Genomic DNA, 21,812 nt, shown 5'->3' on the forward strand with positions numbered 1-21,812 from the left:
CAGTGTCTGATTGGGCTATACTCATGGGGAAACTCCTGGGGTAGGTTTGGTTGTCAAACTCATTCTACACCGGGAGTTTCAACCCATGACTGGAGTTAGATTAGAGTTAGCCTCGCTCGGTTTGAGAGAGCTGGCACTCGGGAGGTTTTGAGAGATGTTTAAACAATATGGCAGCAAAGGACTGCTTGCCTTGGGATTGTTGGTCGGCCTCGTGCCCGCCGCGAAAGCGTTTGATACCGGGCCGCACCAGGATCTGACACGTGAGGTGCTTGCGGAGATTGGGTTCAACCAGGATGCCAATGAGACGGTGCAGCTAGAGAACTGGCTTACGGACTACTACACCAATCAGCCTCTTCTGAAAAAGGTACTGCCCTCGATTCATGTGAGCCTGGACAAGCTCCACTTCGATAACCTGACCACGACGAGCCAGGTGGATCACTACTGGCAGCGCTTCACGGTCAACTCCAAGATTGCCTTTCAAGAAGCGGCACGTAACAAGGACTCGTTTCGTATCTTAGTGCTACTTGGCATGAGCTTGCATGCTGTCCAGGACTTCTACACCCATTCCAACTGGGTCGAGACACATCCCGCCCCTCCCGGCTCCGACTACGCGACCGTCACCTGGTTTGATACCAAGAACCGTAATAGTGTCCGAACGGGCAGCTACCCCGCGCTCTCCAATCCACCGGGAGCCAACGATCATGGCAACTACACCCACGGTCTGAACCACGACTCGCAGTCGCGCCCGGAGTTTCATCGTGCCTATACGTTCGCCTATGCCGCGTCGCGCCAGTGGGTAAGCCAGGTGCGTGCCTGGGTCACGGAAATTGACGCCAACGAGTGGCAAGCGGCTCAGCACCAGAGCCTGAGCAGCTCCGACCGATCACAGCTCAAAGCGGGGCTGGAGGCTGCCTATCGTATCTCCGAGTGGGTGGCAGCCGATGGCAACGATGGACACTGGAAGGGAAAGGGGAGCGGAAGCGGCCCTGAGTTCTATGCGGCAGGGGCCGCTTGGATGACGACTCCCTGCGAAAAGTTCACCCGCCCGTTCTTCACCCCCGTACCCTCAGAAGACTATATCAAAAAGCACAACTGTGTCTGGGCACTCACCGCAGCCAATGCCGATGGCCGACAAGAGCTTGGTGTGGATGCTCCGGCCACGGTTGCCGTTCCCAAAGTGGCGCACATCCCGATCAAGAAGCAGATGATCGTGGTGCGTGCCACCGAGATCAAAGAACTCCCCGTAGGACTCTTTGACACGAAGATTGACTCCCTGGGAACCGCTGATTTCTACGCGAAGATCACCATTGATGGAATGACCCTGATCGAGAATACTTACCAGAATAAAGAGCGTGTCGTGGACCCCTGGGATACGTTCAAGTTCGTGGACGACTCGAAAGAGCGTGTGGACATTCATATCGAGGTCTGGGACGAGGACATGCCTTTCAAGATAAGTGACGACCACTGCGACATCAATCCGGGGGATAAAGTTGATCTCGACATGACCCTCAATACCCGAAGTCAGGAGCTCAGTGGAGATGTGCGTGGGATCTTCGACAACCACGATAAGCCCTGGGGAGAGGGAGGCAAGGGGAAGGATCCCGCTTTCCTGAAAGCCTACTGCCGTTCCCGCAAGCTGGCCGATCTTGCGCCGGACAACGATGGGCAGGAGCCGGTCTCGGTTGCTAAAGCATCGGTATTCCCTGGTATCTTCTCCCTGCTCGCTCTGGGGCTCGTGGGAGGGGTGGTCGCGGAGCGACGCTGAAAGTAACTTGCTGTTGATGTAAAAAAGAGCCTGGCAGAAACTGCCAGGCTCGCTTTTTTTTGGAGGCAAGCTCTAGGTGAGGCTAGTTGTCGTTGCCATGGCCGCTATTGCCGCCGCCACCATGAGTGGACTCGTTGCCCCAGCCGTGGTCGTTCACGGCATCCCCGCCACTGCCGTGCTCGGCGGCATCGCGGAAGTCATGCTTCTGGCCGACTTTGCCGATACCGTCTTTGCGGGGATCGAACGCACGGGCTTTGGTGGCCGTGAGCGTGTTGGTCGTGGCATCGTAGGTGCCTTCTACCCCGACATTGGGCGTGGTGGCCAGTGCGGCGTAGAAGTCTGCGGCGGCGAGCATTGCGCCCTTGTCGCCCCGGAAGACCGTGGAGGCGTTGGTGACGACACTCACCGTGGTACCTGCGACCGTGAAGCCACCGGCGCGCTGGATGGTCAGGGTGAAGGTGCCCGCGGCGGCGTTCAGTGCGGAGGCGACTCCACCTGCTCGTGGCGTTTTCCAGTCGTCGGCGATGCTACCCGTACCGCGAACCTCAAGTTTTGTGGCGACAAGAGTCTGGGCCGTGGTGTCCAGCGTCCCCTCGATCTCGACCTTTGCGCCCTCTGTGAGAGTGGCACCGTAGAGAGCGGTGGAGGCGGTGGTGGTCACGGCGACGGTCTGGCCGCTGCCCATGGTGAGGGTGAAGCTCAGTGTGGGAGCCGTCCCGGAGATAGCGCTCACCGTGCCGTGGTAGTCATCTTTCTCGTGGCGAGCGGGATCACTGAGTCCCGCACCATCGCCCTCGACCACGGAGGGCAAGATATTGCTTCCCCGAACGATAAAACGAGCCAGATCGAAGTCAATGCAGATATTGGTCGCTGTGGCACTGATGGTCTTGGGGGAGCGGAAGGTGACAGGGATCACCGCGTTGCCATTGACATCTCGTGCGACACTAGCATCCACCGTCAGCGAGGTGCCCGTTGTCTGGCCCGTCTTGATGAGCTGCATGGTCGAGGCCACAGTTATGCTCACTCCCGTGTACGTTCCGGCGGGCACCGTGGCACTACTCAGGAAGGAGTAGCGAGCACCGCTGGCATCGCGCAAGGTTCTGAGGTCGAGAGTTACCCCTGCCGCATTGTCAAAGACCACCACGGGAGCACCACCGCCTTGAGGAGTCAGCTCCACATGGTAGATGGTGGCCCAGATATGGCCGTAGTCTTCGCGGGGGCTGTCCGTCACCAGGATCGTCGCCCGACTACCCGTTAATGCCGAGGTGCCGCCACCGCCGCAGCCTGCTAGCATCAGTGCGCCCATTGCAATGCTCAGTGCGCCCACTGCAATGCTCAGTGCGGTAATCTTCACAAATTTCATTGGTTATTGTTCTCCATTCCGAAGTCGTGTCGGATTCACTTAGTAAGAAGACGCTTGTGGGGCAAATAATACAGTGTGGGGAAAATAAATCGCCCCGATGAACCGGGGCGTCTTATTGTCCTCGTGCCTCGGACACAAAGGGCGTGCCGCCCATCCCGAATCAACTCTGTATGGCCCGGAGGGCCTTCGTGTCGGAGCCTGCGACGTCAAAATGACGCCCCCGTTCATGGGGGCGATACGAGGGGCGATTTGTTAGCTTACTTCACCGCGAGCGCACCGGGGATATTTAGCACCCCTTTGCCGAGCTTGCCGGAGTAGCTGGGATTGAGTGAGTCCACCGAGCGGGCACTCTTGCGCAGTGCATCCGCGACTTTATCCGAGTCGAGGCTGGGATTGGAAGCCCGGATCAGCGCGGCGGCTCCCGCGACAAACGGGGCGGCGAAGCTCGTGCCCGACCAAGTGGCGAAGCTGCTATTGAGGTAGGTGCTGCGGATACTGGTGCCCGGCGCGGAGAGCGTGATATGCGAGCCGTAGTTGGAGAAGCTGGCTTTCGTATCCGTGCTATCCACTGCCGCCACCGCAATGGCCTCACTGAAGCCCGCTGGATAGTCGCGCTGCTCTTTTCCCGCATTTCCCGCCGACGCAACAATCACCACCCCCGCCTTGCGAGCGTCCTGAATGGCGCTCTGAAGGGTGCGCGAGGCAGTGGGCGTGCCAAAGCTTAAGTTCACCACACTTGCGCCATGCGAAACGGCCCAGCGCAGGCCCCGCACCACATTAAATACCGTTCCCGTGCCATCGGCGTTGAGCACGCGCACCGGCAGAATCTTTGCCTCGGGAGCGAGCTGTGCGATGACGCCTGAGACCATCGTGCCATGCCCCTGCACCTGGTTTTGCACGCCATCGGCCACTTCCTCAGGCGTGGCGCTGGGCGTGATGGCATTGTAGCCCGCCACAAGATGCCCGCTCAGAGTGGGGTGGCTGGCCTGCACCCCTGTGTCGAGCACCGCAACAATGACAGCACTGGTGCGCTTGATGCTCCGTGAGGCGCTGAGCCCGAGCTGCTGGCTGGCGGTGGGATTGATAGCCACACTACTAAAATCACTTGCAAGGGGTGTGTAGCGACTGTCACTGGTACCTACAAAATCAAAAGGGACGTGGATCGGGTCTCCTGTGACACTGCCACCTTCCGGGCAGCGAACCCCGTCGTCAGGTTCAGCATCGGTGAAGCGCGCATCGCCTCGTAGTCGCTCCGAGAGCTTAGTGCGATCCTCTTTATCATCCTCGCGTTGCCTGAAACGGTAGAGGTTGCCGCTAGGATCGCCATCCTCCAGTGTCAGCCCGTACTCGCGTGCCAGTGCTGCGGCATCAGTGCCCGGCTGAATCCGTAGCAGAATCCCTCGCTCATTATTGTTGCCAAAAGGCGAGGGGAAAGCGCTCGCGCCGCTTCCGCCACAGCCGCTCAGTGCCAGACCTAAAATCCCAAGTCCCAGTAAAGCAAGTGCGCCAAATGCTGATCTCGTTAACATTTCTTTATCCACTCCCCATCAGGCAGAACGCCGCCCAGTAGTACGGGTGCGGCCACAGCGCTTGTAGCTCTTGCTGTGCCGCTCGCAAGGCTTGGGACGGTGTCTGTCCCCGCGCGATTTTCCCGTAGAATCCCTGCATCAGTGCCGCCGTCGCCGCGTCATCGGCAGGCCAGAGGCTCGCAGCGACACGCTGTGCTCCTGCGGCCAGAAAGCCACGCACCAACCCAAAAGGCTCGTCGCCCGCCGCGATCTGTGCCACCGCCGTCTGGCACGCCGAAAGAGTGACCAGATCGGCATCGAGCGGCAAGCCATAGAGATCTCGCGCCAGAAGCCACCCGTCGGAGAGCTGCAAGCCCGAGAAGAGCGGATTATCCTGCCGAAAGAGCGCATGGGTCGCAAAGTGCAGGATCGCCTTGCCTTTCATCCGTTCTCGTACCGCCGTCAGGGTTGCCGCACTGCCCGCGAGCGCCGTCACCTCCGTGAGACACGGCGCTATTGCTTCGACTTCAGCCTGTGCCTGCTCGGTTCCCACGCTTGGCAGGCTCACTAAGAGTGCCGGGCCGGTACGGAGCTTTGATTGTCTACGTCGGCTCACCAGTGTGTGCCAGATCGCGGCGCTGGGCGTGATAACCAGCTCGTACTGATCGAGTAAGGAGGTGTCTCCGTCGCGAAAGGCCGCGAGAGGAAGCCCATGCAGCACGCCTGTCGGGACGATAACCAGCCGCTCTGTGCGGATTTTTGGGGCAAGGGGTCGGAAAACTAAGTCGTAGAGCTGTGAAAGAACGGCGTCCAGCTCGATCTTGAGAGCGGGTGCGAGCAGAGGCCGGAGCGCGGGGGCTCCTGCCATTTTCTGCAAGTGATAGCGAAAGCGACGCGCTGCATGCCGGAGCTCAGATAACCCCGCCAGATGGGGGAAGGCAGTGAGGCGCTCTCGTTCCAGTACAAATGCCCCGAGGCTCTCCCCAAAGTGTCCAAAGATCAGCAGGGTTTCGTCGGGCGCGAGCGCTGCTTGAAGCGCTGCCAGATCGGGCAGCGTGCTCTGGAAGATACTTTTCGGTAGCAAGTGTGCCAGCTCACTCTTGCGGAGAGCCTGCGCGTAGGCGTTTTCGAGCTGCGAGAGATCGCGGGAGAGCTGGCCGTGGCGCTGGGGCTCGCTCGGGTCTTGAGGTAGTGTCTCTCGGTAGGCACGGCTGAGCTCCGCCCGGAGCGTTTCCAGCGTCGGGCTGGACGGCAAACTCTCAGCGGCGGAGAGCACGCGCTCCAGAAGCAGCCGTGAGCGGGAGCGCTCCGTGACGGCTAGCGCTTCGGCAAGCTCGGCTTCGGTGGGAGAGCCGCTGAGCAGTAAACTCGCCAGCTCGCTGTAGATCGCTTCTTTATCGGAGAGAAACGCCACGTGCAGCTCCTCGGGCGCGATTCCCGCCCGAAGGCTCTCCAGTGCGGTGACACTGCGCCGGAAGTGCTCTAGTGCCGTGGCTCTGTCCGTTGCTTGCACTTGTAGCCCGAGCGCACGCTCCGCGCGACTCTCCAGCCAGACTTTACCCGTGGTGCGGGCAAGCGCTGCGACACTCTCCAGCTCCTCACCCAGAAGGAGCTGCGCCTCGGCGGCCCAGCCGGGCAAGCCTGCGAGCTTAAAGCCTGTCCATGCGGCTTGCGCGGCCACGCGAGCCTCGGCTTCGCGGCCTCGGCGCTGACGCAGCAGCGCACGCAGAAGCTGCAGATGTGCCTGCTGAACAGTATTACCCTGCGCCACAAAGAGCGTCTCTGCCTGAGTCAGTGCCGCTTCCGCGTCGCTGTCGCGGCCCTGCTGTGCTAAAATCGCCGCTTGGCCAAGTGCAGCGCGCGCACGGTCGTAGTCTAGGGGAAGCTGTGCAAAGATCGCTTGGGCACGGCTGTAGTGCGCCAGTGCCTCGGGCCAGAGATTCAGCGCACGGCAGGCCTCACCCGCATCAATGGCCGCTCGCGCCTCCTCGTGCACGGTGCCCTCGCTCTGAAACACAGAAATTGCCTCAGTGAGTAGTGCAAGCGCACGGGCGTAGCGGCCCGCCGTGACACTCAGAAAGCCCAGATTGGTGTTGACGACGGCGGCATCAAATGCGGAGCCTAGCGTGGTGTAGATCTCACGCGCCCGCGCGTAGCGCTCCTCTGCCTCTGCCTCGCGTCCTAGATAGGTGAGAGTGATTCCCGCGTTCACCGCAAGCCCGGCGTGCAGGCGTGGGTCCGCGTCTAACCGGCTCGCTTTCTCGTAGCAGGTCAGCGCTTCGGGGTACTGGTCGCGGCGCAGGTGCAGGCTTCCCAGGTTGCCAAGCACACGCGCGGCATCGCGGGGTGGAAGCTGCGGCTCTAGCATCTCTGCCAGAGCAAGGGCCTCATCGTAGCGGCCTAACATGCCGAGGCTATCAATCTCGCCAATCCGAACTTGCGTGGCCAGAAGCGTGTCGCCTACGTCTTGTGCGGCTTGGACAGCACGGGCAAACGCGGCTAGGGCGTCTTCGTGGCGGCCCTGCTGCCGGAGGGCGCGCGCCTCCGAGAGTGCGTCCATGTCTAACTGCCGACCTCGACTCCGGGCAGAAGAATATCCGCGCTCTCCAGAGCGCAGCGCAGGGCATAGACTCCAGGCGCGACCCCCGCCACGTGGAACTCACTACCCTCTTGCCGGGCGCTTGTCTCTGTACTCTGCACCGAAAACAGCGTCACGGACTCGGGCACCAGCGGCCCGTTATTTTTCGCATAGACTTGCCCAATCAGATAGCGGTTCGTCCCCGAGTCGGCCTCGTCCCAGAGCGTGATCAGATGGCTCTCGGTCTCATAGAGCCGCTGCTGCGCCTCGCCGCCACGCGCCGTGGCGAGTGGCTGGCCGCCCGAGACCAATCGAGCAATAAGAGACGGACGATGGGGTTTAGGCAGCATCCGTGCCAGCCCGAGGGCGAAGCCAAGCGCCTCCGCCGACGGCGCAGGCTCCGGTTCCAGCGCCGACCGTAGAGTTGTTTGCAGCCACTCGTCCGTAAATTCGTCCATGTCTCTTATCAAGAACCCGCAAGCGTCGGAAAAAATACGCCTACGCCTCCAGCTCCTCCCACTTCTTTTTCAGCCGCTCCAGACACCGCGCCCGCTGCGGCCCGATACTGCCCACAGGAATCCCAAGCTGCTGCGAGACCTCAGCATACGGCGTGGCTTCGTCGGCGTAGAGCAGGCCCAGCAGCCTCTGGCACTTTTCCGGCAAGTGCTCCAGTGCTTGCCGAACGAAGTGCGCTTGCTCGGCGGCGAGCAAGTCTTCTTCGGGCAAGTGGGTATCGGCGAGCGCCTCGGCGTCTTCCAGGCCCATGGTTGGTTTGCGTCGCAGGAGCCGCAGGCCCTCTTGCCGCGCCACCTGTGCAATCCAGCCCGCCAGGCGCTCCGTGTCGCGCAGCTCGGAAAGATGCAGGCAAAGCTTGAGGCTGACATTCTGGAAAATATCCTCGGCATCGGCTTGTGAAAAACCCATCCGGAGTGGAATATGAAAGATCAGCCGTTGGTAGCGCAAGATCAGCGCCTCCCACGCCGCCGCCTCGCCTCCCAGACACGCAGCAATAAGCTCCGTATCCGTGCGCTCTTTCCATCCACGCTTCCACATCGGTTTTGTTATATCAAATTTGCCGCGCAAGCGAGAGTCCCGCATTATCCGTCAGCTCAGTGAGGCGCTACAAATCCCGATAGCCGCTCTGGCGCAAGAGTATCCCCTGCGCCAGAAAGTAGCCTAACCTCATTGTTCCCCCGCCCGGCGGGGGTTAGGGGGCTCTCTAATCCACGCCTTTAATGCTGGCAATCGGGGTGAGGATGGTTTCGACGGTGGCAAGATCAGCCGCGACCACGGCATCAATTACGTCTTTGGCGGGTTTGTAGACATCGGGGGACTCGTCAATGGGGACGTTGCCGCCCGCATTTACCATCACATTGAGCGCTTTCATCTGGCGATTCACCCCGCTCTGGGTGAGGCTCTGCTTGGCCGCGCCACGGCTCATCTTGCGACCACAGCCGTGATTGACACTCCACAACGCATTGGCCGCGCCGGGCCTGGCACGCAGAATGTAGCTGTTGTCGCCCATCGAGCCGGGGATGAGCACGGGATGGCCGGTGGCTTCCCACTTGGTTCCCACCAGCTCCGGGTGGCCTGCCGGATAGGCACGGGTCGCGCCCTTGCGGTGTACCCAGGCGGAGTCACCGTCGGGGGTTTTCTCGGGTTGCGCTAAGTTGTGGCTGATCTCGTAGACCAGCTCGGGCTCCTTGCCAAAGACCCGCCGAAATGCCGTGCCGATCTGCTCCCAGAGAAACAAGCGGTTGGCGATGGCGAAGTTTGCCCCCGCAGACACCGCGTTCTTGTAGCCCCACCAGAGCTTGGAGTCCGGCTTGATGTAGGTCGCTTCGACGCCGATGCCGTGTCGGTCTTTGACTTCGGCGCGGGCGGCGTACATGTAGTGCTGTGCGAGCTGAAAGCCAAAGCCACGCGAGCCGGTGTGTACCATCACCCACAGATAGCCGTCTTGGTCATGCTGCAACTCCGCGAAGTGATTGCCTCCCCCAAGAGAGCCAAGCTGGCCAATGCCACGGTTAAACGCCCGCTCGGGCGCTTCCCAGCCATCGTCCACGGGCAGGAAATCCCGCTCGGAGTTCTCTCGCTCGTAGCCCAGTGCCGCCGCGCCGGTGCGGATGATCTCTTGGAATTGCTTGTTGCTCACGGAGATATTTCCGCGCTGCCCGACCCCTAGTCCAATGCGACGCATCACTTCCTCGCTGAACTTGCGCCGTAGTTTTTCATCCAACCCTTTGGTATGGGGGACATCGGACTTGAAGCATAAAATTCCGCACCCAATATCAAAACCAATCGGGGCGAGTAGCAGCGTCCCATCGGTGGAGATGACGCAGCCCACGGGGACGCAGTTGCCGACATGGGCATCCGGGGTGAGAACTAAGTCCTTGACACCAGGATAGGTTGCGGCCCAGGCAAGCTGTGCAAATACCGATTCTTCAAGCTGGCCGAAGAGTTTTTCGGTGAAGAAAAGGCGTGCAGGGTTCTCCAGTCCTAGCTCATGGAAGTCCAGGGTATAGTAGCCGCCACTTTCATGGCGAACGCAGGCATCTTTATAGCTCATACGGCACAGTATCGCAGGAAAGTGGTACAGTGTTAAAGATAAAATGTCGGAGGGATTTGCAGATGAACTCAGCTCAGCGTCTATTGCGAATCGCGGTGGTTTTTCTGGTAGTTTGTATGGGACTCTTTCCTCCCTACATTATCCGCGAGGATGTCAAAAACACACGGCGGGTGTGCTATGGACCCATCTGGCAGGCACCGTACCCCGCTAAATCAGACGTCTTGCCGTCGCAGCCGTACTGTCCCGAAGGGCAGCCCAATGGCTTTCTTCTGCTGGCCCAGCTTACGGTGCTCTGGATGGGGAGCAGCTATCTCTACACGGGGCTGGGCAAGCTCGCCTGGGATCCGGATAAGTACCCGGAGTACTACCGCCCATAAGCTGTAGAATAAGCGGTGATGATTCCCCAAGTTGCTGTTCCTGCGGCGCAGACTGCGCTGCCGTTTCCCCACCTGCCTGCCGTCTTGCTGGATGAACCCAACACGGGCTACGGGCTAGCGCAGGCGCTCTGTCGGGAGCAGAAGGCCCAGGGGCGCGTGCTCTGGGTGGACGCGACCGCCAATATAGACCGGGTGAACACGGCGGAGAAGATTCAGGCGCTCGTGGCCAAGATCAAGAGTGTCGGGTTCAACACCGTGGTTTTTGATGTCAAGCCGATTTTAGGGGAGATGCTCTACCCGAGCAAGTTCGCTCCCAAGCTCACCGAGTGGGTGCGGCCCTGGGCGACCTACAAGCTGCCCGCTGATTTTGATCCCCTCAAAGTCATGAGTGCGGAGTGTCGCAAGCAAGGCCTCAGCTTAATTATCGCGTTCAATGCGTTTTCCGAGGGGCACCGGGAGTTTCCCAAGAAGGGCCTCGCGGTCGAGAAGCCGCAGTGGCAGACAGTGCTCTACGAAAACACGGTTGCTGTCGAGGGGAACACGCTGGGCGAGGCGCTGCAGATTGTCACGGAGACGAGCAAGCTGCCGAGGCTCACGGCGGAGAGTTTTTCGGTCGCGCTCGACAAAGACGGCAAGCTCGTGGCGCTCTTTGAGGGTGTGTCCCTGGCGGCACTTGCCCCCAAACCCAGCGAGGGGGGCGCATTTTTCGTGGCGGTGGGGGCAAGTGAGGCCACATGGCTGCGGGCGAAGAAGCTCGGGGAGACGCTCGTGCCCACACTGACCCCACGCTTTGTGAAGCTCGGGGACATGCCCCAGCGCCAGGTGCCGCTGATGACCAATCCCCATCACCCCGACGTGCGGCAGCGCCTGCTTGAGATTCTCGCGGAAGTGGCGCGGGGCTACGATATAGACGGCGTGATCTTCGATGACCGGCTGCGCTACGCCGCGCTCAACGCCGATTTTTCGGACTTCGCCCGGCAGGACTTTGAGAAGGCTCTGGGCAAGCCGGTGGAGAGCTGGCCGCAGGATATCTTCCGCTGGGAGGTTGCCTGGCCAGACCTGAGCCGCCGCTGGCCCGTACCCGGCCCGCTCTACGAGCAGTGGCTGACGTTTCGCGCCCGGACCCTGAAAAACTTCGTCGCCGATGCCGCCAAGACCGTGAAGGCGATCAAGCCGCAGCTAAGCTTCGCCACCTATGTCGGCTCGTGGTACCCGGACTACCCGGAGCTGGGAGCAAACTGGGCCGCCGATGACCTGCAAGCGGGATTGCACTTTCTCAGTGATAGCTACCGAAGCGCGGGCTGGGCGGGGCTGACGGACTTTATGGTAACGGGCTGCTACTACAAAATCCCCACCCTGCGGGATGCGCTGGCTCTGGGGCGCAATATCGGCGATACCGTGGAGGCCGCCGGGCAGTTCTCGAATCGGGCCGTGGGGGATGCGACATTTGTCTATGCGGGGATCTCACTGGAGCACTACAAGAATCGCCCGGAGGAGCTCAAGCGCACGCTGCAAGCCGCCTGCGCCACGACCCAGGGCATCATGTGTTTCGATCTCTCGCACGATATCGAGCCGCTCTGGCCGCTCTTTACCGAGGCCTTCAAAGTCAGCGCTCCCGCGCCCCACACCGTGCCCGGCCTCCTCACTGAGCTGCGCCGCCGCCGCACTGCACAACGTGCCAGTGGCAAGCCCGAGCCGCCCGTGATTCTCTACCGAGGAACCTCAGGGACGGGGTTTTAACCTCTCCCCACTCGCACCGCTCGCCACCCTCCCGAACCCCCACCGCAAGCGGTGGAGCACGTACGAGCAACTGCGTTGCTCACAGGCTACGCCTGATATGAGCCGGAGAGGGTCACGAGCGGTGCGAGTGGGGAGAGGTTAAATCACGCATCGTAAAAACATCACCAAACTTTCGTATGAGCGGTGGAAGCCTCAGAGCCAGCGTGATAAATGCTCGCCTAGGATCATTGACGGGCAAGGGGCGGCCCATTCTGGTGTTGAACTCCGCCCTTCGCGCCACGCGTTTTGCCAGCCGACGGTGCGTGGCAAGGGCGTTTTCGAGTGACTCAGGCGCTCCATTCCAGGCATCGGCGAGGGTTGCCGCGCCGAGAATACCAAGGTTCATGCCCTGACCGCCAATCGGACTGACGACATGGGCGGCATCGCCTACGAGTGCGACACGTCCTTGCAGAAGCGTATCCGCGACGAACCCCTCGATGCCAAAGGGGCTGATCCAGGAGCAGGTTTGTACGGGGAGCCGCCGCCCCGTGCGCGCGAGGATCAGCGTGGCAAGGCTTTCGACATCTTGTGGGCAGCTTGCCTCACCGAGCCGGGCGACCCAGCGGCGCTGCTGATGGGGCAGGGGGAACGACTCGACGATCCCCTGGCGGCTGAAGAACAGAGCCGCATCGCTGCCAAACTCGGTGTCGTCGGCGAAGTCTCCCATCAGGTAGCGGTCCGGGTAGCGAGCGCCGGTCTGCGTGATTTTTGCGAGGGGGCGAACTGAGCTATTCTTGCCATCGCACCCCACTAAAAGCGCCGCGCTGAGAGTTTCGCCTGCCGTGCAGAAAATCTGGACACTTTGTTGGTTTTGCTCAACGCCTACAAACTCATAGCCTCGGCGGAGTGCGTCGGGTGCAAGGACTTCTAGTCGTGCCTCCAGGAGTGCTTCCGTGCGTGCTTGCGGCAGGGCAAGAGGGGACTCTGGGAGGGCGAGCCGCCCGCGTTTTTGGGCATCGCAGAAGACCTGGCCGCCGTGGATTGCCACGCCCTCGGCTCGGAGCGCCTCCCCGAGCCCCAGCGTGTTCAATATATCCAGCGCGGGCGGGTGAATGCCGATGGCACGTGAGTGCGGCGAGCGCTCGGTGCGCGCTTCGAGTACCACGATTTTTAGGCCACGCTGTGCCAGCAAGCACGCGAGCGTGAGCCCGACCGGCCCTGCGCCAATAATTGCGATCTCTACGGTTTCCATTGTAGTTGAAGCCGAAACGGGGAGGAGGTTTGGACTGTCCAGCCTGCCGGAGTGAGCGCCTGAAGCTCTGTGAGAGTGAAGGCACGGCGGATCGAGCGCAGGCCGTCCTCAAGGATATAGGAGCCCTGGAACCAGCCACCGATCAGAGGGAAGAGTGCCAGCGCCCAGTCATCACGGCAGAGATCGTTGTGCACCACACGAACCGTGGCGAGTCGCTCGCAGGCCGCGCACAGAGTGGGGATGTCCTCGTCGGCGAGATGGTGCAGCACGTGGTTGGAGAGCACGAGATCAAAGCGTGTGCGGAGGCTATACGCATCGGTCTGCTCGAAGCGGACATTATTTTGGTTCTCTTGCTCGTGTGCGAAGGCGATGGCGCGCGGGTCGGGATCTACTCCGAGAAACGTCGCGGGCAGACCATCGTGCCGGGCGAGCCGTGCGAGGTGCCGCACTACATCACCGCCACCACAGCCGATATCCAGAACGGTTTGGGCGCCTTCTTGCAACGCGGGGCGAAGCTCGCGGTAGTAGATCTGTGTCCAACCGGAGAGGAGCGCATTGATAGACGGAAACTGCGCGTAGGTACGCGTCAGCTTTTGTGGATCGCAGCCTGGTTCGTCCATACGCTCCGTGAGTGTCTCGGCGCGTGTGCTGAGAAAGTGGGTCATACCGCCGTCAGCAGCGCTGTTTCGATGGTCAGGCCTGGCCCAAATGCCATGGCCAGCAGGGTGTCACTTGGGGTGATGCCGCGTGTGAGTAGCTCTTTTAGCACAAAGAGAATCGTGGCGCTGCTCATGTTGCCACAGTTTCTCAGCACTTCTCGTGAGGCGGCCAGGGCGGTCTCGGGCAGTCTCAGGCCCTTCTCCACTCTATCTAGGATCGCCCGCCCGCCGGGATGCACTGCCCAGTGGCTCACTTGCTCCTGGGTGAGGTGTGTCTTACTGAGGATCGGCTGGATCGCAGCAACGACACTGGTCTGGATGATCTCGGGCACGTACGAGGAGAGCTGCATCTGAAAGCCAATATCGCCAATTGTCCATGCCATGTCAGAGTCGCCTGCGGGCGCTATTGCGGAGGCGAATGCATCTAAGCGAAGCGCCGCGCCCACGGGTTCACGGGCGCTGATAATTGCCGCACTCGCCCCGTCGGCGAACACGGAACCCGCGAGAAGATCGTCCATTCCCGCCGTCCATTGCACGTGCAGTGAGCATAGCTCCAGACAAACCACGAGCACCACAGCATCCGGGTTAGCCTCGCAAAATGCCCGTGCCATACGCAGTGCGGGGAAGGCGGCGTAGCAGCCCATGAAGCCCAGATGGTAGCGCTCCACCGAGGCGTGGAGCCCCAGCGCTTTGAGTATCGCAAAGTCCGGGCCGGGCTGGAAGAACCCCGTGCAGGAAACTGTGATGAGATGTGTGAGTTGCTCGGGCGCAAACCCCGGAGCCGCCTCCAGCGCATGGGCGGCAATACTCGGAAACATCGTGCGGGCCGCCTTGGTGTAGAGTGCGTTGCGCGCCCCTGTCGAGGGGCAGAGAAACGCATCGGCTGCTTGGTCGTAGAAAATGCCTGGGGCCGCGCCTGGGAGAAAATCCGTCACCACACTAGCGCGCCGCTCAATCGCCGAGTGGGCATAGAGGTGGTGGATGATCTTCTCCGTGCGCCGGTCACCTTGCGTCACCGAGCGTTTTAGTGCGGCAGCAATCTCTTCCTGGGCGTAGGAAGTTTCGGGCAGAAGTGTCTCGATATGATGAAGATAGACAGGCATGCTGAATTGTATCTCTGATTTTCCGGCTGTAGTTCTAAGGCGACTTTGCCGATACTCTCACCAGGAAGGCGCCTTAATGTGGATCTATAGTAAGAAGTCAAGTGCGGCATATAATATTAATCATGTCGCTCGTTTATTTATCGAAGTCACCGGTTCGGGGGCCGCGCTCAAAGTCGAGATTGGGGGCAAGCCACAGATGCTGGCCTACTACGACGATAAAGACATGGCGCAGGCAGCACTTCTGGACATTCTTGCGAAGCGTGAGCTGGGGATTCCCCTCATGCGGATTTAGAGTACAATCGCTTTGTGAACTTTCCTGATCTGCACCGGCACCTAGGGGGCGCGACCCATGCACGCATTCTCTGGGGCTGGATTGAGAAGCACGGTCGGCAGACGGCAACTGCGGCGCGGCTCCGGGAGCAGTTCCCGGACTACGCCGCTTTTTCGTATTTCTTCAACCGGCCTTTTACCGACCTCGCCGACTATCTGAGCGTGCACCATCTTGTCGAGGAACTGCAATCCGAGGAGCTGGCCTACTTCACGCACCGCGCGGTGCGTGGCGCGGCGGTCTTTGAGGCGCTGGACTACTTAGAGCTGCGTTTCAACCCCTACAAGCGCACGCCCATCCGTCTCCCCGAAGCCGATCGCCTCGCCCTGATGCCCGAGGCCGCGCAACAAGTCATTCGTGCCGCCCAGACCGAGTTTCCCATCCGCACCGCCTTTATTCTTTGTATGGACCGAGGCTTTACGCCCGCGCTCAACCGCCAGATTATCGCGCTCGCCAAAGCTCTCCCGGAAGTGGTTGCTGTAGACTTAGCGGGCCCGTACCAGCCCGGCGGCCCGACACTAGACCAGTGGGCGGAGCTCTACGCCGAGGCAAGATCTCTGGGGCTGCACACCACGGCGCACATGGCCGAGTCTGACCCCACGGACATCCACCCGAGCCTCTTTCCCTACTTAGAGCGCATCGGCCACGGCATCCAGATCGCGCTGCACCGCCCCGAGCTGCTCCCCGAGCTCGCCGAGCGCGGCATCTGCCTGGAAGTCTGCCCGACCACGTATCTGCGCACCAACACACTCCAAAACCTCGCCGAGCTACGCCCCGTCTTCGAGCGCTGCGCCGCCGCCGGAGTCGCCATCTCGATTGCCACGGACAACCCCGCGCTCCACGGCGAGGCCGGAAAGCTCGTGAATGAGTACGAAAAGCTCGTCCGCGCTGAAGCGATCCACTTCAACGATATTTTAGCCCACGCCGCCGTGGGGTATAAATTTGCGTTTAGCGCAGTATTGCGGTGACCGTGGTGCCTTTGCCGGGTGTGCTCTCAATGGTGAGGGTTCCGCCCAGCGCGGCGGCGATGGCGTGGCAGATGGAGAGGCCCAGCCCCGCGCCGCCGTCGTCGCGGGTGCGGGCGGTGTCGGGGCGAAAGAAGGGCTGGCCGAGCTTCTCCAAGTGCTCCGGCGCGATCCCACAGCCCGTGTCGGAGACCGTGAGCACGAGCGTGGTGCCGTCGCGGGTGGCGTGAACCGCCACTTTTCCCTCGGGGGGCGTGTGCCTCAGGGCGTTGCTGACTAGATTACTCACGAGGCGAAGTAGTAGGTCGCGGTCTGTGGCAAACGTCAGGGTGGGGAAGACCTCCAGTGTCGCAGGAGCAGGAACGGCGGCGAGAAGTGCCTCCGCGAGTCGGACTTCGGTGCGGCGGACGGGGAACGCACCGTTCTGGGAGCGGGCCAGAAAGAGGAGATCCCCCACCAGCCGGTTCGCCCGGTCCGTGGCATCGTCGGCGCTGGAGATGGCCTCATCGCGCAGGGCGGGTGGCAGATCGGAGCGGCGGAGCAGGCCCAGTGCCGTTTTGATGGTCGCCAGTGGGGTACGTAGCTCGTGGCTGGCATGCGACGTGAACTGTTTCTGGCGCGTGAAGGCATCATTAAGCTGTGCTAGAGAGCGGTTGAGCATCTTTGTGAGCTGATCCAGCTCATCGCCGCCACCGGGTTCGGGCAGGCGCTCGGCAAGATTCTCGGCCTCGATATGGCTGGCCACTTCGGTGAGCTGGCGGATGGGAGCCAGCGCCCGACTGGTCAGCCAGAGCCCACCTAGACCCGCGACCAGGCAAAGTACCGGCAGGAGCAGCACCAGGCTGTAAGCCACTGAGGCCAGCGCCGCTTCGGTGGGGCCGGTAGGAATCGCTGTCTGAACCGCGCCGCGTGTGTGGCCCTCAGGATCCGTGATAGGAAGGGTGTAGGTACGCAGCTCCATGCCGTCCTCCTCCCCTGTGCCAAACACCGCCGTGCCTTTCTTTGCCGTATCAAGACTCGCGGTAGACCAGGGGGCCTGGCCGTCGGTATCGTCGTTGTCGAAGTTCCAGTGGCGTGGTTGGAGAAGCAAGCCCAGCTCGGCGGGACGGGGGCGCGGGGCTCCCGGCGGCCCGTCAAAGCCGCGTGGGGGGCGTCCCTGTCCTTCAGGGCCGTCTGGGCCATTGGGGCCACTGGGGCCGCGCCGAGCCATGCGCTCCGAGTCGTGTTTTGCCTGCTGAATCAGCATCTCGTCCAGCCGTCCCCAGAGCACCCGCCCCACCACAAAGCGCGTCGCACCCGCAAAAGCCAGCAGCGCCAGGGCGAGGAGGCTGACGCTGCCGATGGTCAGGCGCGTGCGAACCGAAATCCTCACAGGACTCCCTCATTATTATTAGGGGCGGGGGGGGCCTCCCGCAGAATATAGCCGCGTCGGTGAACCGTATGAATAAGCTTCTGGCTCTCTTCGCGTCCCCCGTCTATCTTTCGGCGTAGCGCCGCCACGTGCACATCCACCGTGTTCGAGGCTGAGTCGGGATCGCCCCAGGCGGCGAGAATCGCCTCTCGGGTAATCACATGGCCCTCACGGCTGGCGAGCGTGGTGAGCAGCTCGTACTCACGGGGAGTCAGGGCGAGGAGCTGGCCGCCGCGCGTGGCCTCCTGCGCCTCGGTATCTATCTCGATATCCGCCACTTTAATATGCCGCCGCCGCTGCAGGCGCTCCCGCCGCAGCAGCGCCGCCACCCGCGCTTGTAACTCCTCAAAAGCAAAGGGCTTAGGCAGATAGTCATCCGCTCCGAGATTGAGCCCTTTGACCCGCTCCTCGATTTCGTCGAGGGCCGTGAGCATCAGAATCGGCGTGGTGTTGCGCCGGTCTCGCAGCCGCCGACAGACGCCCCAGCCGTCCATTCCGGGCAGCATTAAATCCAGTAAGATCACCGCCCAGCCGCCCTCGCAAGCGCGCTCGAAGCCGTCTAAGCCGTCGCGGCACCAGGTCACGCTGTAGCCCGCCAGCTCCAGCCCCTGGGACACCAGCCGTCCCAGAGGGATTTCGTCTTCGATCAAGAGCACGCGCATAAAAACATTGTACGAGCCTTTTTCAGGAATCGCCCAACCACCCACTGAAAGTGGGTGTCTAAGAGCCTCGTGCCTCGGCTGAGAAATCGCTCCGCGATTGGGTACCTCTAAATTTCTCAGTCGCGGAGCGACTTTTTGGCCGAAGGCCCTCAGACGCCTACTTTCAGTGGGCGGACAATAAATCCTACGAATTTTTCGTAGGATTTATGCTTGGTGTCTTGAAATATACGCTGTACTGCGGTATGCTTTTCTCCGGTTGGCAGACTCGACCCGAGAGTGCTAAAACGTGCTAGGGACTTGTGCTGCCCAAAATCTGTTACATTTGAGGTTCAATTAAAAATGCTGAAACCACTTGGAGACCGAATCGTTGTGAAGGCCGTCGAGGCCGAGACGACCACGGCGGGGGGAATTCTCCTGCCCGACACCGCAAAAGAGAAGCCGCAGACGGCGGAAGTGCTGGCCGTTGGGCCGGGCAAGACACTGGACAATGGCACCGTTGCCGCCATGGAAATTAAAGTGGGCGATAAAGTCGTCTACGGCAAGTACAGTGGCACCGAGATCAAAGTGGATGGTCAAGAGCTGATCATTCTGCGCCAGGACGATGTCCTTGGGATCCAGGAGGGCTAAACAGACACCATGGCATCCAAGGAAATTATCTACGATGAGGCCGCCCGGCGTGCGCTGGAGCGTGGCGTCAATATTCTGGCCGACGCAGTCCGTGTGACGATGGGACCCAAGGGCCGCAACGTCGTGCTTGAGAAAAAATACGGCGCTCCGAGCATTGTCAACGACGGTGTCACTATTGCCAAGGAGATCGAAGTCGAGGACAAGTTCGAGAACATGGGCGCACAGCTCGTTCGCGAAGTGGCCTCCAAGACCAACGACGTGGCCGGTGACGGTACCACGACCGCTACTGTGCTTGCTCAGTCCATCGTCAAAGAGGGGCTCCGCAATGTCGCCGCCGGTTCCAACCCCATGCTGATCAAGCGCGGGATGGACAAGGCCGTGGACGCCGTCGTGGCGAGCCTGCACGCGCTGGCCGTGGTGGTTGAGGGCAACGATGCGATCGCTAATGTCGCGACCATCTCCGCCAACGACAAGACTATCGGAACGCTCGTGGCCAAGGCTATGGACGCCGTGGGCAAGGATGGCGTGATCACGGTTGAGGAGTCCAAGGGCACCCAGACCGAGCTGGATCTCGTGGAAGGGATGCAGTTCGACAAGGGCTACATCTCCCCCTACATGGTCACCGATGCGGAGCGCATGGAGGCTGTGATCGAGGAGCCGTACCTGCTGCTCTTTGAGAAGAAAATCAGCTCCATCCAGGATCTGATCAAGCCGCTGGAGGCCGTTGCTCGCACCGGCAAGCCGCTCTTGATCATCGCAGAAGACGTAGACGGCGAAGCACTGGCAACTCTTGTGGTCAACAAGCTGCGTGGCATCCTGAACGTGGTCGCGGTCAAGGCTCCTGGCTTTGGCGACCGCCGCAAGGCCATGATGGAGGACCTCGCGATTCTTACCGAGGGCAAGTTCATCACCGAGGATCTGGGTCTGAAGCTGGAGAACGTGGACCTAACCTACCTGGGCCGCGCCAAGCGTGTTGTCATCACCAAAGAGGACACCACGATTGTCGAGGGCGCAGGCGCTCCCGCCGCGATTCAGGGCCGCATCGCCCAGATCAAGGCACAGATTGATAACTCCGACTCCGACTACGACCGTGAGAAGCTCCAGGAGCGTCTTGCTAAGCTTGCCGGTGGCGTTGCCGTCATCAAGGTGGGCGCGGCCACGGAAGTTGAGCTGAAAGAGAAGAAGCTGCGCATTGAGGACGCTCTGTCCGCGACCCGCGCCGCCGTCGAAGAGGGCATCGTCGCGGGAGGAGGTCACGCGCTTCTGCTGGCCGCCGACGCCATTGACCTTGCCGACTACAGCGGCGACGAGAAGATCGGCGCGCTGATCATCAAGAAGGCACTGGAGGCTCCGGCCCGCCAGATCGCGGAGAACGCCGGTAAAGAAGGCTCCGTCGTGGTGAGCAATGTCCGCGAGTCCGGTAAGGGCTACAACGCGGCCACGGATACCTACGAGGATCTGCTCGCCGCTGGTGTGGTGGACCCGACCAAGGTGACCCGTTTTGCCCTGCAGAACGCGGCCTCCATCGCGGGCCTGCTCCTCACCACCGAGTGCCTAATCGCCGAGCGCCCCGAGAAGTCCGCACCCGCCCCCGGTGGCGGCGGCGGTGGTGGCATGCCCGGAATGGGCGGCATGGGCGGGTTCTAAGCTAGCCCTCTCTCCCGGCTTCGCCGACCCCTCCTCCCAACCCTGGGAGGAGGGGTTTTCTATTTGTTTGCTCCGTGGTAGCATAACGAAATGGAAGAAAAATCACTTAGTGTTGCTGAGTTTGATGCCCGTTTACAGCAGGCAACGGAGCGACTTCGGATGCAGACGGACGAGCATGAGGCGCGAAACACAGCGCTTGAGGCACTGATTTCTCAAAAAGAAGTGCTAGCGCAACGGTTAGAGGCTCTCTGGCGGGAGATGCAGCAAGTGGACTCCGAGATTGCCCGCCTTCGCCCGGTACACTGATGCGCCTTTCTCTGCGAAGGCAGGTGCGTCAACGAGATCGGTTCCGCTGTGCCTACTGTGGCATTTCCGAAGAAGAAATCGGGGCCGAACTTACCATTGACCACTTTCGGCCTGTGCGTCATGGGGGAAGTCATGCGCTCGAAAATCTTGTCTATGCTTGCCATGCCTGTAACGAGTTCAAGGGCCATTTCTGGTCTGCGGAGGTTGCGGGACGATTGCTACATCCCGGCCAGGATGAGATCGCACATCATATTCAGGAAGGCGACGATGGAAGTCTCTTGGGGTTGACAGAGCGCGGTCGTCTTCATAGCGTCTGGCACGGATTGAAGCAGCATTTGGTCTTCAGCCAGGCGAATCGGAACAGCGTTAGCCACAGAGTGATTTTGAGGGCACGCGGTATAATTTCCCCATGTACCTGAAATCTCTACGCCTGGAAAACATAGCCTGCTTCGAAGAGCTAGACCTAGACTTCACCGACGAAAACGGCGAACCCTGCAAGTGGGTTGTATTGCTTGGTGAGAATGGTATGGGAAAGAGTACGATTATTAGATTACTTGCGGTTGGGCTTATGGGGGAAGATAATTTAGATGTAGTAGCGGGAGATATGAATTGGAATTCGCTAATGCGAGCTCAAGAAATTGATTTTGAAAATCTTAACACTGGAGACGGTTTTATAGATATTGATGAACATTTTAAAAATTTCAAAATGCAAGTCAATATTGCCATAAAACCACTGAATTCTAGTGAAACTGGGATGAAATCTTCTACATTTCTTGCTGGAAATTTTGCAGATTTTTTTCCTTTGCTACAACCTGAATTTAATGTGAATGCTGACCCACCTGTAGATGTAATTTATGATGGTAACAATAATTTTAATGAATCGCATACGGGTACATTCCCCGGAGCTTGCTCCGTGACCGCTTGGGATACGTGGGCATCTCTTAGGATGCCCACTTCTTCTGTGGCTTCGGCT

21 protein-coding genes are annotated in these 21,812 nt (G+C 60.6%); 10 read left to right on the forward strand and 11 right to left on the reverse strand.

From position 1 onward, the window contains the following. Positions 1 to 154: 154 nt before the first annotated feature. Positions 155 to 1,765: a C2 domain-containing protein gene (locus tag ACH2ED_RS11725; RefSeq protein ID WP_395091219.1), complete on the forward strand. Its 1,611-nt coding sequence runs from the start codon at positions 155 to 157 to the stop codon at positions 1,763 to 1,765. An 82-nt stretch (positions 1,766 to 1,847) separates the two neighbouring features. On the opposite strand, the gene ACH2ED_RS11730 is transcribed toward ACH2ED_RS11725, so the two are convergent. From ACH2ED_RS11730 to ACH2ED_RS11755, 6 genes are all read right to left on the reverse strand, one after another. After that, positions 1,848 to 3,128: a DUF4382 domain-containing protein gene (locus ACH2ED_RS11730; RefSeq protein ID WP_395091221.1), complete on the reverse strand. Its 1,281-nt coding sequence runs from the start codon at positions 3,126 to 3,128 to the stop codon at positions 1,848 to 1,850. A gap of 257 nt (positions 3,129 to 3,385) precedes the next feature. Beyond that, positions 3,386 to 4,657: a S8 family serine peptidase gene (locus ACH2ED_RS11735; RefSeq protein ID WP_395091223.1), complete on the reverse strand. Its 1,272-nt coding sequence runs from the start codon at positions 4,655 to 4,657 to the stop codon at positions 3,386 to 3,388. A gap of 4 nt (positions 4,658 to 4,661) precedes the next feature. Beyond that, entirely contained in the window at positions 4,662 to 7,196 is a 2,535-nt protein-coding gene (locus tag ACH2ED_RS11740) for a CHAT domain-containing protein (protein WP_395091224.1), read from the reverse strand. A 2-nt stretch (positions 7,197 to 7,198) separates the two neighbouring features. Beyond that, positions 7,199 to 7,672: a hypothetical protein gene (locus ACH2ED_RS11745; RefSeq protein WP_395091225.1), complete on the reverse strand. Its 474-nt coding sequence runs from the start codon at positions 7,670 to 7,672 to the stop codon at positions 7,199 to 7,201. Between the two features lie 40 nt (positions 7,673 to 7,712). Continuing rightward, positions 7,713 to 8,267 carry an RNA polymerase sigma factor gene (locus ACH2ED_RS11750; RefSeq protein ID WP_395091227.1) on the reverse strand — a complete coding sequence of 185 codons (555 nt, stop codon included), beginning with the start codon at positions 8,265 to 8,267 and terminating at the stop codon, positions 7,713 to 7,715. Positions 8,268 to 8,433: 166 nt separating this feature from the next. Then, positions 8,434 to 9,783: an RtcB family protein gene (locus ACH2ED_RS11755; protein ID WP_395091229.1), complete on the reverse strand. Its 1,350-nt coding sequence runs from the start codon at positions 9,781 to 9,783 to the stop codon at positions 8,434 to 8,436. A 116-nt stretch (positions 9,784 to 9,899) separates the two neighbouring features. On the opposite strand from ACH2ED_RS11755, the gene ACH2ED_RS11760 reads away from it, so the two are divergent. Then, complete coding sequence (locus ACH2ED_RS11760; RefSeq protein WP_395091231.1) at positions 9,900 to 10,160, forward strand: hypothetical protein; 261 nt, start codon at positions 9,900 to 9,902, stop codon at positions 10,158 to 10,160. Between the two features lie 18 nt (positions 10,161 to 10,178). Further along, positions 10,179 to 11,900 carry a family 10 glycosylhydrolase gene (locus ACH2ED_RS11765; RefSeq protein WP_395091233.1) on the forward strand — a complete coding sequence of 574 codons (1,722 nt, stop codon included), beginning with the start codon at positions 10,179 to 10,181 and terminating at the stop codon, positions 11,898 to 11,900. Positions 11,901 to 12,012: 112 nt separating this feature from the next. On the opposite strand, the gene ACH2ED_RS11770 is transcribed toward ACH2ED_RS11765, so the two are convergent. From ACH2ED_RS11770 to ACH2ED_RS11780, 3 genes are read right to left on the reverse strand one after another with little or no spacing between them, the layout of a single operon-like run. Then, a complete protein-coding gene (locus tag ACH2ED_RS11770) occupies positions 12,013 to 13,131 on the reverse strand; it encodes an FAD-dependent oxidoreductase (protein ID WP_395091235.1) in 1,119 nt (372 codons plus the stop codon). Further along, a complete protein-coding gene (locus ACH2ED_RS11775; protein ID WP_395091237.1) occupies positions 13,119 to 13,796 on the reverse strand; it encodes a methyltransferase domain-containing protein in 678 nt (225 codons plus the stop codon). Before ACH2ED_RS11775 ends, ACH2ED_RS11770 begins: the two co-directional genes overlap by 13 nt. Continuing rightward, a complete protein-coding gene (locus tag ACH2ED_RS11780; RefSeq protein WP_395091239.1) occupies positions 13,793 to 14,893 on the reverse strand; it encodes a type III polyketide synthase in 1,101 nt (366 codons plus the stop codon). Before ACH2ED_RS11780 ends, ACH2ED_RS11775 begins: the two co-directional genes overlap by 4 nt. A 76-nt stretch (positions 14,894 to 14,969) precedes the next feature. Here ACH2ED_RS11780 and ACH2ED_RS11785 point away from each other — a divergent pair, with 76 nt between their 5' ends. Both ACH2ED_RS11785 and ACH2ED_RS11790 read left to right on the forward strand, forming a co-directional pair. Further along, complete coding sequence (locus ACH2ED_RS11785; protein ID WP_395091241.1) at positions 14,970 to 15,185, forward strand: hypothetical protein; 216 nt, start codon at positions 14,970 to 14,972, stop codon at positions 15,183 to 15,185. 14 nt (positions 15,186 to 15,199) lie between these two features. After that, the gene (locus tag ACH2ED_RS11790) at positions 15,200 to 16,189 is read left to right on the forward strand and encodes an adenosine deaminase (protein WP_395091243.1); all 990 of its coding nucleotides are present in this window, start codon (positions 15,200 to 15,202) and stop codon (positions 16,187 to 16,189) included. On the opposite strand, the gene ACH2ED_RS11795 is transcribed toward ACH2ED_RS11790, so the two are convergent. Continuing rightward, on the reverse strand, positions 16,170 to 17,558 hold the full coding sequence (locus tag ACH2ED_RS11795; protein WP_395091245.1) for an ATP-binding protein: 1,389 nt from the start codon (positions 17,556 to 17,558) through the stop codon (positions 16,170 to 16,172). The two genes, ACH2ED_RS11790 and ACH2ED_RS11795, sit on opposite strands and share 20 nt — an antisense overlap. Next, entirely contained in the window at positions 17,555 to 18,259 is a 705-nt protein-coding gene (locus ACH2ED_RS11800) for a response regulator transcription factor (RefSeq protein ID WP_395091247.1), read from the reverse strand. Before ACH2ED_RS11800 ends, ACH2ED_RS11795 begins: the two co-directional genes overlap by 4 nt. A gap of 339 nt (positions 18,260 to 18,598) precedes the next feature. Between ACH2ED_RS11800 and groES the strand changes: the two genes are divergently transcribed. From groES to ACH2ED_RS11825, 5 genes are all read left to right on the forward strand, one after another. Then, the gene (gene groES, locus ACH2ED_RS11805; RefSeq protein ID WP_309686531.1) at positions 18,599 to 18,886 is read left to right on the forward strand and encodes a co-chaperone GroES; all 288 of its coding nucleotides are present in this window, start codon (positions 18,599 to 18,601) and stop codon (positions 18,884 to 18,886) included. A 9-nt stretch (positions 18,887 to 18,895) separates the two neighbouring features. Beyond that, positions 18,896 to 20,533, forward strand: a complete 1,638-nt coding sequence (groL, locus tag ACH2ED_RS11810; RefSeq protein ID WP_395091248.1) for a chaperonin GroEL — start codon at positions 18,896 to 18,898, stop codon at positions 20,531 to 20,533. A gap of 90 nt (positions 20,534 to 20,623) precedes the next feature. Next, entirely contained in the window at positions 20,624 to 20,839 is a 216-nt protein-coding gene (locus ACH2ED_RS11815; protein WP_395091250.1) for a hypothetical protein, read from the forward strand. Then, positions 20,839 to 21,258, forward strand: coding sequence for an HNH endonuclease (locus ACH2ED_RS11820; RefSeq protein ID WP_395091251.1), 420 nt, complete (start codon positions 20,839 to 20,841; stop codon positions 21,256 to 21,258). The genes ACH2ED_RS11815 and ACH2ED_RS11820 overlap by 1 nt, the downstream gene beginning before the upstream one ends. After that, the coding region (locus tag ACH2ED_RS11825) for an AAA family ATPase (RefSeq protein ID WP_395091253.1) at positions 21,249 to 21,812 on the forward strand (564 nt) is incomplete at its 3' end. The genes ACH2ED_RS11820 and ACH2ED_RS11825, both read left to right, overlap by 10 nt.

It is taken from the genome of Armatimonas sp. (assembly GCF_043757465.1).
GTDB lineage: Bacteria > Armatimonadota > Armatimonadia > Armatimonadales > Armatimonadaceae > Armatimonas.